The organism is Fervidobacterium sp., from assembly GCA_026419195.1.
GTDB lineage: Bacteria > Thermotogota > Thermotogae > Thermotogales > Fervidobacteriaceae > Fervidobacterium.
In genome coordinates, this window is record JANZZV010000003.1 from 274,941 (window position 1) to 287,952 (window position 13,012).

At 36.2% G+C, this 13,012-nt stretch carries 11 protein-coding genes; 10 read left to right on the forward strand and 1 reads right to left on the reverse strand.

The window, feature by feature from the left end; translation table 11 throughout:
- Nucleotides 1-46 precede the first annotated feature (46 nt).
- From N2Z58_03205 to fliY, 10 genes are all read left to right on the forward strand, one after another.
- The gene (locus tag N2Z58_03205; GenBank protein MCX7653671.1) at nt 47-988 is read left to right on the forward strand and encodes a hypothetical protein; all 942 of its coding nucleotides are present in this window, start codon (nt 47-49) and stop codon (nt 986-988) included.
- The gene (locus tag N2Z58_03210; GenBank protein MCX7653672.1) at nt 985-4,011 is read left to right on the forward strand and encodes a flagellar hook-length control protein FliK; all 3,027 of its coding nucleotides are present in this window, start codon (nt 985-987) and stop codon (nt 4,009-4,011) included. The genes N2Z58_03205 and N2Z58_03210 overlap by 4 nt, the downstream gene beginning before the upstream one ends.
- Complete coding sequence (locus N2Z58_03215; GenBank protein ID MCX7653673.1) at nt 3,983-4,639, forward strand: flagellar hook assembly protein FlgD; 657 nt, start codon at nt 3,983-3,985, stop codon at nt 4,637-4,639. Before N2Z58_03210 ends, N2Z58_03215 begins: the two co-directional genes overlap by 29 nt.
- A 12-nt stretch (nt 4,640-4,651) precedes the next feature.
- Nucleotides 4,652-6,967, forward strand: a complete 2,316-nt coding sequence (locus tag N2Z58_03220; GenBank protein MCX7653674.1) for a flagellar hook-basal body complex protein — start codon at nt 4,652-4,654, stop codon at nt 6,965-6,967.
- A gap of 68 nt (nt 6,968-7,035) precedes the next feature.
- Entirely contained in the window at nt 7,036-7,239 is a 204-nt protein-coding gene (locus N2Z58_03225; protein MCX7653675.1) for a flagellar FlbD family protein, read from the forward strand.
- Nucleotides 7,239-8,027, forward strand: coding sequence for a motility protein A (locus N2Z58_03230; protein MCX7653676.1), 789 nt, complete (start codon nt 7,239-7,241; stop codon nt 8,025-8,027). Before N2Z58_03225 ends, N2Z58_03230 begins: the two co-directional genes overlap by 1 nt.
- Nucleotides 8,027-8,899, forward strand: coding sequence for an OmpA family protein (locus N2Z58_03235; GenBank protein MCX7653677.1), 873 nt, complete (start codon nt 8,027-8,029; stop codon nt 8,897-8,899). Before N2Z58_03230 ends, N2Z58_03235 begins: the two co-directional genes overlap by 1 nt.
- Before the next feature lie 2 nt (nt 8,900-8,901).
- On the forward strand, nt 8,902-9,423 hold the full coding sequence (locus tag N2Z58_03240; GenBank protein ID MCX7653678.1) for a flagellar basal body-associated FliL family protein: 522 nt from the start codon (nt 8,902-8,904) through the stop codon (nt 9,421-9,423).
- Nucleotides 9,424-9,517: 94 nt separating this feature from the next.
- Nucleotides 9,518-10,507 carry a flagellar motor switch protein FliM gene (gene fliM / locus N2Z58_03245; GenBank protein ID MCX7653679.1) on the forward strand — a complete coding sequence of 330 codons (990 nt, stop codon included), beginning with the start codon at nt 9,518-9,520 and terminating at the stop codon, nt 10,505-10,507.
- A complete protein-coding gene (gene fliY / locus N2Z58_03250) occupies nt 10,507-11,592 on the forward strand; it encodes a flagellar motor switch phosphatase FliY (GenBank protein MCX7653680.1) in 1,086 nt (361 codons plus the stop codon). The genes fliM and fliY overlap by 1 nt, the downstream gene beginning before the upstream one ends.
- 50 nt (nt 11,593-11,642) lie before the next feature.
- On the opposite strand, the gene N2Z58_03255 is transcribed toward fliY, so the two are convergent.
- On the reverse strand, nt 11,643-12,959 hold the full coding sequence (locus N2Z58_03255) for a GH1 family beta-glucosidase (protein ID MCX7653681.1): 1,317 nt from the start codon (nt 12,957-12,959) through the stop codon (nt 11,643-11,645).
- Nucleotides 12,960-13,012 lie beyond the last annotated feature (53 nt).

The following is a 13,012-nucleotide window of genomic DNA, read 5'->3' on the forward strand; positions in this document are numbered from 1 at the left end:
AGGAAACACCACACGTTTAGAAGAATAAATAAATGGAGGTGAACTAATGAAAAAAAGTAACTTGGTAAAGATACTCTTGGGTATATTCATAGCAATTGTTCTTATATTTATACTCTTTCTCATAGGTTACTCATCTTTCTTAGAAAAACAACTGTATGGCGAAAAATCAAGCCTTCTTCAGGCATGGAGAAATTACTTAAGTTATCTTTTTTCTCAAATACCGATTGTAAAAAACTTTGTAAAATATGAAAGCCTTGACATAATGAGTGCTAAGGAATATTTTGAAAAAATTTACAATCAATATTCTATCCAACTCAACGAAAAATTAAAAGAACTGGAGAAAAAAGAACTGGAAATCGCAGAAAAATCAAAACAAATTGACAATATACTAAATTCTTTGAAATCAATTGAAGAAAGTTGGAAAGAACAAAGACTGAAAGAAGAATTGAACAAAGTTGAAGACATTATAACATTAAAACGACTTCAAGACATAGTCGACACATTTTCTAATTCTGATCCTGCGCAATTGAGAAGATTGATGAGTTCCGATAACATGTCTGTTGAAACATTAGCAATTGTGCTTTCAAGATTGACACCAGATATAAGAGCAGAAATGATCCAGCAACTTACATCAGCTAACCCAACGAAAGCTGCACAAGTAGTTGAAAAAATTGGTGGAGTGGACCAGATAATAAGCGAGCTTGACCTTAGAACTGAAAGCTTGAGAAAAACAATAGAGGAAATGGTAACAACCGAAGCAGAAATTGTCACTCTGAGTGGATTTAGTAAAGGATTATCTGCATTTTTAAAAGAAATGAGCTATGAGCAATTATGGGATTTTATAACAAAGATAAGATCCAAACCTGATCTTGTTTTTTACCTTATATCAAGTGTAGACAACCAAACAATGGTAAGGTTACTCAAGGACATAAAGGATAAGGATGAAGAACTGTTTATCCAAATAATGAACAAGGGGGCAAAGTTTTGAGCAATATAGTAAATTTAGCAAAGATCTTTGAGATAGCCAATCCAGAGACGATAAAAACCGTAATAAATAAGATACAAAATTCTGCAGACGCGAACGGAAAAACATTCGAAGAGGTTCTGCAGCAAGTTTTTTCACAATTGAATGATGAAAAACTTAAAGAAATTTCTGAAGATAACAGCAATGCAATTAATCCAAGTCAAGCAATCGAAAAACAGAAAGGTAAAAATTCCACTTTACAAGCCTCATATGCAGATAAAAACAGCCAAAATCAACAAGTCTCTGAAAAGCCTGTCAATATTGACAAAGAAAGACCAACCGATATCAAAGATACCGAACAGAATTTAGTTATGGAAAACTCTGAAAGTACAGAAACAAGTGAAATAAACCAGAAAGATTTCGAAAATGACAATTCTCAGCTAATAAGATTAAATGTCAAAGATGAAAAATCAGGTATAACACAACAGTTACAAAGATTTTTCGCACAAAAAATCTATACTACAGATCCAATAGACCAAAAACCTAACACAGACACTGGTGAAAACAAAAAGATGGATTATGTCACAAATTTCGAAAATACACCCGAGTACTTGTCAAATAAGCAAAAAACTCTTCCAACCAAAGAACCTTTGCAATCTTTGAAAAGCATGGTAGGTGAGCTAAAAGACCGAACTCACACAAACAGTGGAGAAACTGTCGATTTAGAAAATATATACTTCGAACTTCCCAAAATAACCGAGTATCAAACCGGTAAAGATGCAAAGGTAGATAATCAGAAAGATACAACTCAACTATCAAATCAAGCAAATAATCCACAGTCACTGAATTTTGGCAATCAACAGAATTACATTAGTTACTCTGAAAACATGTTCAATGCAATACCAAGTAACATGCATTCTCACTCTCTATATACGAAGGAATCTGACAACAGGATTTCTGAAGATGTATTGCATTCTTACAACGAAATTGTTAATTTAATCAAAGAAATGGAAAATCACACAAAGTCCTCCGCACCAAAAAATTCATCAGCTCCCGAAGACACAAGAACTTATGTTCAAATCCATCCACACAATGCTGAAATGAAAGCGAGTAAAGATGAAATCATTTCTGTTTCTATTGATAAACTCAAAGAAAAATTACCAGTTGCATTAGAATCACCAACGTTTATAAATTCGCAGTCACAAGGAAAAGATGATGCCCGTTACAAAAATAATATTGGTGATACAAACAACAGTTTAATGGAGACAAACTCAGAGCAAACGTTTAAACTGGTTGGCGATGCTAGCAAAGAGTTTGGAAAAACCAGCTACGGTAGTTACAATTCACTTGATCAAGACCTCCAGAAATTGAAGCAAATAGTAATAAGCTTTAATTACATTGCGATTATTCAGAACAATATCGACAACTTAGATACAGTCAAACCAAACTTGGTCAATTACTCGAATGCTGAGAAATCAAACAAAACCAAGGCGCATGATAATACCATCAAGCTAATACCACAAATAACTTCAGAGAACATCCAAAATACTTACAAACCACAAGAAACCTCTAAGAAACTTACTGGAAATTTAACAACTTCAAATCAACAAAACAACGAAAATGGTTCAATAATAAACAACAAACTACAAGGAGATATCAAAAAAACCAATGGAAATCTAACAATCTTCAATCAACAAAACAACGAAAATAACTCAATAGCGAACAGAAAACCACAAGAAATTTATAGGAAAACTAATGAGAATGCAGCTATCTTCAAACAAGAAAACAATGAAAACAACTTAACAATAAGCAATAGACTACAAGAAGTTCAAAGAAAAACAGACGAAGATTTGTCGGGACTTGATGTAGAGCCTAAGAGTTATAACAAGATACAGCAAGTGGATAATAATCATAGATATTTTGTGCATAGCGATACTGTTGAAATGGAAAAAATTCATTCAGTCAACAGCGAAAAAAGAATGCAAGAAGATATAGAAGTATCGCCCTTAGTACTTGTAAATCAAGCAGGTCAGCAAGCTTTTTCGTTGAAATACAACACATCAGAGGTTGAAAGAAAAAACGATAAATTTTCATCGACTGATGTTGTAAACCCAGAAATCACAGACGTCAAGAAAAATGCAGAAAAGCCGAAAGTAGATGAAACTTCTGAATCTAAAACTTTAAACACAAATGAAAACATTGCTGAAGATCTCAAAGAAATTACAAGAGCAAGTGTAACAAATTTAGAAGATCGACGGATTGGTGAGCAAAGACAGCAAAATGAGAGTCAAATTGCAGACAATCAATCTGCTTCTCAAACCAAGCAAACAAACGAAAGTAATAAATCTGACCAACGTGGACAACAAACCAAACAAAGTCAGTATAATGATACAAACAATCAAGATAGTTTAAGGAAAAGTGCATCCGATTCAACGAAGAATAATATAGAAATAAAATCATTTCATGTAGAGTACAAAGAAAAATCTGAGAATAACGAAAAAGAAAATACATTAAACGGAGAAAAACCAAAAGTTTCAAATAAGTTTGTTGAAAGGTTAGCCGAATTAACCTACAAATTCTCTGAGCAAAAATTAGAAACAGTTTCGAATGTTTTAAATGGAAAATACGAGTTAGCCGAGAGACTACAAGCCTCAAGAAACCTTGAGGAAATATACGAAAAAATACGTGAATTTGGCCTTTCAAACAGGCTTGAAGAAAGAATCCAAATGAAGCTTGTACCTCAAAATCTCGGTAATCTAGATGTTGAAATGAAAAAGGAAGGTAGACAATTAACTGTGCTTTTTGTTGCGGAAAATGAACGAGCAAAAGAAATTATAGAGAAAAACATATACGTGCTTCGAGAAAAATTGAGTTCGCTTGATTTTGATGTAAGGAATATTGAAATTAGATTAAAGGAAGAAGAAAGATACTATGATCATGAGAAAAATCATCAACAATCAAATCAAAATAACCAAGATGAAAATAGAAGAAGATATATGAAAACAGAGGTGAACGAAGATGATGATGAACGTGAATACGATATCTAATCTCTTTTCACAAGCGAACGATAGAACAACAAAAAAGGATCTCGATAAAGAAGCCTTCTTAAGACTTCTTCTGACGCAGTTAAAAAGCCAAGATCCACTTGAACCGATGAAAGATAGAGATTTTGTAGCCCAGATGTCTCAACTTTCTTCACTTGAGCAGGTGATGAACATGAGTAAAGCAGTTCAAATGTTTGTTGACAACGCATCACAACTTTACAGAACCCAGGCTGTTTCGATGATAGGCAAAACAGCCGTAGTAAAAACGAATGTTATCAACGTTCAAAACGGTGTTGCTGAATCAAAGGTGTTTAAACTGGATTCACCTGCTAATATAATCATCAAAATATTTGATGAGAATGGAAAACTTGTCAAAGAGGAGAAAATAGGACAAGTCGAAGCAGGGATGAGATTTTTTGCATGGGATGGCAAAGATGAAAAAGGTACAAAAGTAAAAGATGGAAAATATATTTTCAAAATACTGAAAACTGCAGCAGATGGAAGCTATGAGGAAATACCTTCAATCGAAAGTGGTAAAGTATCAGGTGTGCAGTTTGATAAAAATAAGATCAATATAGTTGTAAACAATAAAATTTACGATATATCACAAATATCAGAAATTTATGCGTAGGGGTGAGTGTATATGATGAGATCACTATACAGTGGTGTTACAGGCCTACAAGGTTTTCAACAAGAAATTGATGTTGTTAGTAACAACATCGCCAATGTAAACACAATCGGGTTTAAAGGTTCGCGTGTTACATACGCAACTAACTTTTCCCAGATTCTTGCAATGTCCCGCAGAGCCTCTGACAGTACAGGTGGCACAAACCCCAAGCAAATTGGTTACGGAATACGTGTGGCATCGATTGATAAAATAATGAATCAAGGTAGCTTTCAAAACACCGGTAAGAAAACAGACCTTGCTATTCAAGGTGAAGGGTTCTTCATTCTTTCAAACGGTCAAAGACAATTCTATACGAGAGCAGGAAACTTCGATCTTGATTTACATGGAACCGTTGTGCAACCTACAACTGGACTGAAGTTACAAGGATGGGTTGCAGAGGTAGATCCTGTTAGTGGTAGAAGAGTTGTGGATACTAACAAACCAATAGGAGATATAAAGATATCTTCAGGACTCAGTATGGCGGCCAAACAAACATCAAGAATGCAACTGGCAGGAAACTTGGATGCCAGAGTTGGCCCTGAAAAATTCGTTATTGCAGTTAATGGTTACGGTGGTAGAACGATAAATACAAAAGTTTCCTTTGAAAGAGATTTTGGAGGTCTTGAGGATACGTTTGGAGATTATCAAATATACTTGGGAAAAATTGATGCAAATTTGGATGATAAAATTGATGGAAAAATCTTTATTAAGTTTGACAAATTTGGGAATGTAGTAAACGCTGGCGCAATTAAGCAAAAACTATCAGGTACTGCCTCAAACGGAGTGCTTAGTATAACTACACCCATTCAACAGCAAGATGGAAACTACTTGTTTATAATAAGAGATAACACCGGAAGGATAGTAGATACAATATCAAGAAATGTTTTGAACGGCACTACAACAGAATCTATAACTTCCGAAAAACTTCAAAATGGTGCTACTTATTTTGTTGAAATTGCTGCTTCCACTCAGGAAATTGTTCCACTCGGATTGCAATTTGATTACCAAACAATTTCCTCAAATACTAATGGGCAGCTTTCAAGAAATTTTACAGTACAATACATCGTCGAAAATCTTGATGGTACACCAACGACTGTACCTGCTCAAAACATAAATGCCCCTGGGACTCAAAGTGTCACAAGTAACGCTTTAACACCAGGTGTGCAGTACCGTGTTAAAATTTTGATAAACGGAAAAGTTTTCGGCTCTGAGATTGTAACAGCTACTGACGTTGGAGGAGGAAATAGCAAAATATCTTTTGATTACACTCAAGGAAAGTATGGCATTGTAAGGGTAGTAAGAGACTCTGTGTCAGGTAATGCTGTGGGTACTTATAATATGTTATTAGTTAATGGAGCAAATGTAGTTTACGATAACAATTTTTTGAACGGTAGTTCATACATAGACGAAATTTACCAACCATCGAAGATGGACTTACTTACAATTCCGGGTGCAGGTGAACCAAGATTTTACGAGGCAGACAATCCAACAAATTTTTCAGTAGTTTCATTTAAATCACCATTCTATACCACGTCCACACAAGTTTATGATTCTCTTGGAAATGCATACACACTGTATATAGATTTTGTCAAACTTGCCTCTGTTTACGGTGATAAAGAAAACGTTTGGGCGTTCAGAATCAGGAGTGCATCAGGTGAGAATATCAAGTACCTATCAAACTATGAAACTGGAACGGAAATAACAAGTGGTAAGTACGGAATTGTAAGATTTGACAAAACTGGTAGGTTGGTTGGTGTAAATCCATTTGATCCTTCTACAGGTAAAGTTGTCGAGGGAGAAAATATAGATGCTATAATGTTCAATGCCGGGGAAAATGGTGATGGTATAGTCAAGATAAAACTTGACTTAAACAGCATGACCCAATTTGCTGCCCTTGCTGATGCGTTTGTGAAATATCAAGATGGAAATGCGCAAGGTGTTCTTGAATCTTTCTCCATTTCCGAAAATGGTGACATAATAGGCTCGTTCACAAATGGTTTAGTTGATACTCTTGGAAGAGTAGCTCTTGCAACATTCAACAACCCAGCAGGTCTTCTTGAACTTGGTAACTCACTCTACGGAGAAAGTTCAAACAGTGGAACAGCTAGAATAGGGCAACCGGGCAAGGGAGGATTTGGTTCCCTTATAGCAGGTGCACTTGAAATGTCGAATGTCGATTTATCCGAAGAATTCACAAAATTGATAATCGCTCAGAGAGGTTTCCAAGCAAATGCAAGAACTATTACAACCGCCGATCAGATACTCCAGGAAGTTGTAAATTTGAGAAGATAATGATATACTAGAAACCTTAGCCATCGGTTGTGGAATTTGCAAGGTAAACTGAAGGAAGGAGTTTTCAAATGATAAGACTCACAACACTTAATGGTAAAGAATTTTATCTAAACGCAGAATATATAGAAAAAGTCGAAGCAAATCCGGATACCACCATAACTCTGTTTAACGGAAAAAAGTATATTGTTGCAGATCCAGTTGAAGAAGTAATTAAAAAAATAATGGAATACAAAAAAAAGATCTCTTTACCCCCCGTGGTAGGTGAGGAATAGTGGATATAACGGTTATAATTGGTGTTGTTCTTGGGTTTGGTATGATGATCTATGGTATAGTGAGCGGTGCCGGAGATTTTGCAACGTTTATAAACATACCTTCTCTTGTCATAACAGTTGGAGGAGCAATTTCATCTGCCATTACGGCAAACAAAAAGAATGTGGTTTTTGGAATTGTTAAAGTTATCATGAATGCTATAAAAGAACCCAAGATAGATTATGCAGGCACGTTGAGAACTCTTGTCAGTTTCTCTGAAAAAGCCCGTAGAGAAGGATTACTTTCACTTGAAGCTAACCTTGAAGAGATACAAGATCCGTTCTTTAAAAAGGCAGTGCAACTTGTCGTTGATGGTACAGAACCAGAAGTGTTAAAGAATATGATGGAAATTGAGATTGACATGGCAACTTCTGAATTGTTGGATCAAAAGGGATTTTTTGACTCACTTGGAACATTTGGACCGGCGTTTGGTATGATTGGTACACTTGTCGGATTGATTCAAATGTTGAAAAGTTTGAACAATCCCGAGACTCTTGGTCCTTCAATGGCTGTTGCACTGATAACAACACTTTACGGTTCGATACTTGCGAATATAGTTGGTATTCCTGTAGCAGAAAAGATCGCAAGACGAGCGGCAGATCTTGAACTATCCAAAAGAATGATCTTGGAAGGTGTACTTTCTATCCAAGCTGGTGAAAACCCAAGAGTACTTGAAGAAAAATTGAAGTCATATTTGCCGTCACAAGAACGTACAAAATATGAAGCCCAGGTCCAGGGAGCTGGTGCTTAGTGGCTAAAAAGGAAAGGTGTGTCTGCAAATCTGTTCCTGAATGGCTTAATACCTACGGAGATATGGTGACATTACTACTTACATTTTTCGTTCTGTTGTTTTCAATGTCAACGATAACACCGGGAAAATTTCAACAGGTGGTTGTGGGTATTACAGTCGCGCTAAAGGGAAATCCGCCAAGTGTTTTAACTGGCGGACAAACTTTGAGTGAAGAAGCTCTTATATCAAGCAAGCCCGGTGTTTATCAAGAACTTTTGAGAATATCCGAAGAGTACAAAGGAAAAATTACAATAGAAGATAAAGACGAAGGTACACTAATAACACTTAGTAATTTTAAAATATTCGATCCTGGTAGTGCAAGGCTAACTGCGGAAGCAAAGGAAATAATTGAAAAGCTCGGTGCTGTAGTGATTGAGCATACGTCGAATATTTTAGAAGTAAGAGGTTATGCAGATGATAGACCAGTCACACCGGATTCTATATACCCGTCAAATTGGCATTTGAGTAGCGCAAGGGCATCAAGTGTAGTTAATTTTTTATTAACGCAATTAAGGCAAAAAAGGTATGTTTTAAGATTAGCTGATATAAGGACAGGATTGTTTGACATTGACTATTTTTATTCGCCTGACAGATTCGTTCCCATCGGAAAAGGCGATGTGGACGTAAACAAAGAGCTTAAATCTTTGAAGGCAAACTACGATTTCGATATCTCAAAACTTCAAAGCGATTATGAGAGCGGTAAAATAACCTTTAATGAATATCAAACAAAAAAAGCGGAAATTACGTCTAAGTATAATAGAGATGTGGAAATAACAAGAAACAAACACAGAAAAATTGAGATAATGATAAAGCGTGAGACAAGGGGTGGATGATAATGCCAGAAGAAATGGAACAGCAAGAACAAGCCGGTAAGAAACCGAACCCTATAATGGGAATTGTAAAAATTTTGGTTATTCCTCTAATTATTTCGTTGGTTGTTAGCTTGACTGTATTTTTTGTCTTAGGTTCCAACAGACAACCACAAGAAACACAACAAGAACAACAAATGACAACACCTACGCAAATTAAAGCTGTTGTTATACAAGCTGGTAAGTTCCAAACGTTTATGCTTAAAGGTGGAAGAGATGTGGTAGTTGTAGATTCCCTGACTCTACTTGTCGGAAGTGAACCGTGCAGAGCTGCTGTGGCTGACAAAAATGATGAAATTATGGATGCTCTAAGTACCATCTTTTTAAGCAAAGAAAGATTTGAGCTTACCACTCCAGCAGGGCTTGATTTGTTGAAAAAGCAGATACGCGAGGCGGTGAATGAAATCACAGGGTTCACTGGTGAAAAAGAAAAATTCGGTGTTATTAATGTTTACATATACGTTAAATCAATAAGCAGTGTTCAATAAGTTCGTAATCCAATCTTTTTCACACTTGCTTGTGACCATGTAGCATAACAGTAAATAGTTAACGATCAGTAATCGAGAGAGTGAGGTGTCTCACTTGTCAGATGTACTTAGTCAAGAGGAAATAGATCGTTTGTTATCTGCGCTATCTCAAGGCGAAGTTAGTATAGAGGAAGTAAAGAAAGAACGCGAAGAAAAAAAGATTCGCACCTATGATTTTTTACGACCGCAAAAATTTTCTAAAGAGCAAATCAGAACCGTTCAAATGATCCATGAAAACTTTGCAAGAAGTGTCTCAACTTATTTCTCTGGAAAATTAAGATCTTTTACCTCTGTCAACGTTGTTGGTATAGACCAGCTTACGTATGATGAGTACATGAAATCCATAGGTAATCCTTCTTTTATAACAATTTTCACAGCAAGGGAATTTGTTGGGAGCGCGATACTCAATACAAGTCTTGAAATATTCTATGGTATATTGGATGTGTTACTTGGAGGACCAGGTGAAATCGTTGATGTGAAAAGAATACCAACTGAAATAGAGATGGGAATAATTAAGAAAGAGATAGTAAATATACTCACAGCACTCTCACAAGCTTGGATTTCAATCCATCCTTTCATACCCGTTGTTGAATCAACAGAGACTAACCCACAATTTGTCCAAATCGTACCAAGTAATGAAATGGTTCTTGCAGTTACATTTTTTGTAAATTTTGGAAAAGTCGAAGGTTATATGAGTATATGTTGGCCTTCATCTGTCATTGAGCCTATAGGCGAAAAACTAACAACACAGAGTTGGTTTAAGGTAAAGCAAAAAGAAATCACTCAAGAGTTAATTGATAATCTAAAGGAGAACATAAAAAAGACGAAGGTAGAAGTTATTGCAAAGATTGGAGAAACAGTTTTGACTCTTGGTGAGATACTCACCTTGGAGGCAGGAGATGTAATAAGATTGAAAGAACACTATGACGAACCTATAAAAGTTGAAGTTAACGAAAAGGTAAAGTTTTTTGGAAAACCAGGTCAATACAAAGGAAATTACGCAGTTAAAATCACTCAAGTCATAGAGGAAGGTGAAGAAGAATGATGATGGGAAACGAATTCCTTTCTCAAGAGGAACTTGACGCGTTACTTGGTCAAATTGCAAAAGTTGAATCGTTGACTGATATAGAAAAAGATATGATAGGAGAAGTTGGGAATATTATACTTGGTGCTGGCGCAACTGCACTGTCAAATATTTTGGGCAGGAAAGTTGATATATCCACACCGGAGGTCGAAGTAAAGACTCTAAAAAGTCTCAGAGAGGAAATAAAAGGAGAAAAGGTTTGTGTTGTTATCCATTTTGAAGGAGCAGTAGAAGGACTTAACGCACTTGTACTTGAGAAGAGAACAGCTGCGCAGATTGCAGATATAATGATGGGTGGTGTTGGAAAAATAGAAAGCGACGAACTCGATGAATTAAAATTAAGTGCAGTTGGTGAATCAATGAATCAAATGATGGGATCTGCTGCGACATCGCTATCAGATATGATCAAAAAACCGGTCAATATAACTCCACCTGCTGTTGAAATATTAGACTTTAGTAGACAAGATGTCAAATTCCCACCGATAGGCGATGAAAGTGAGAAAGTGGCGAAAGTGAACTTCAATATGTCTGTAGAAGAACTTGAATCGGCAAGGTTTTTTCTTGCAATGCCTATACCTTTTGTAAAAAAATTGCACGAAATGATCTTTGGTGCTACTACTTTTGAATCCAAACCAGCTGCACAAACTGCACAAAAACCTTCCACTACCGTTTCACAAGGATTTACACCACCAAAAAAAGAAGAAAAACCAGTGGTAGCAGCAAGACCTGTTCAATTTGAAGACTTTGGTAAAACATCGACTGTTGAACAAAAACCACAAGTTATCGATGAAAGATTGCAATTGCTTTTTGATGTACCGCTAAATGTTACAGTTGAGCTCGGACGAACCAAACTAACACTAAAAGAAGTTATGGAACTTGGCGTTGGTTCACTTATAGAATTGGATAAACTTACTGGCGAACCTGTTGATGTATATGTGAATAATAAGTTAATAGCACGCGGAGAAGTTGTCGTGATAGATGAAAACTTTGGTGTCAGAATCACCGAGATAGTTAGCCCAAAGGAACGATTGTACGGAATTAAATAAACATAAATCCGGGATTTAATCTTGCGCAAATCCCGGATTTAGCTTTACGTTCAGCTTTTCAAGAATTCCTTAAGCCAATAGGCACTTTTTTTCAATATTCGCTTCTGTGTGTTGTAATCTATATAAACGATACCGAATCTCTTTGAATAACCATATGCCCATTCGAAGTTATCCACAAGTGACCATATGAAATATCCTTTTAAGTTTACGCCAGCGTTTATAGCTTCAAGTGCCTTTTCAAAATGTTTTACGAGATACTCTATTCTGTAATCGTCCTCTACTTTTCCATTCACTACTTTGTCAGGTCCTGCCATACCATTTTCGGTGATATACAAAGGTAATCTATACCTCTCCTTGAGATAAACAAGCATGTCAAACAGTCCTTGTGGATAAATTTCCCATCCCATCTCCGTTTTCGGAAGGTTACCTTGTACGTAAGAAAATCTCATAGGATTGCTTTCATCATGGATAACTAAAGTTCGGGTATAGTAGTTAACACCAAAGAAATCTATCGGTGTTGATATTATATTTTGCTCATCTTCTGGCACATTTATTCCCATCTCAATATAATTTTTCACAGCTTCTTCTGGATACTTTCCAAACACTACAGGATCATAAAACCATGCATTAACAACTTTGTCCACAATACTTGCCATTAGAAAGCTTTCTGGTCTTGAGTCACCTGGCTCTACTTTCATTGCGACGTTTGTTATACCAATTTGGCCATCTTTTATTTCTTCCCTAAATGCCATCACAGCATGTCCATGTGAACGCAGTAAATTATGTGCGGCTATGATAGCTTCTTGTAAATTTTTATGCCCTGGTGCATGTTCTCCAGTGAAATACCCAAGGAAAGATGAACACCATGGTTCATTCAATGTTATCCAGTGTTTTACCCTATCTCCAAGTTCATTAAACATCAGTGTTGCATATGCTCTAAAGTACATGGCAGTATCTGGATTTAACCATCCACCTTTTTCGTACAACGCATATGGTAAATCCCAATGATATAGTGTTATGAAAGGTGTTATGTTATTTTCAAGTAGCTCGTCAACCAATCGATTATAGAAATCAAGCCCTTTTTGATTTATATTCTTCCCATCTGGCATAACCCTTGACCAGGAGATGGAAAATCTATACGCATCAAGTCCTATCTCTTTCATTATAGCTACATCTTCCCTGTATCTGTGATAATGATCACATGCAATATCACCGGTGTCACCATTAAGAATTTTTCCTGATGTGTGAGAAAAGACATCCCAAATGGACGGGCCTCTTCCGTCTTCCTTTGCAGCGCCTTCTATTTGATAAGCCGCTGTGGCTGTACCAAAAATAAAATTTTTCGGAAAGTCAGACCTCTTAACCATTATCCTCACCTCACTTCTTGAATAATTCAACTTGAACAATTCATCACAACTGC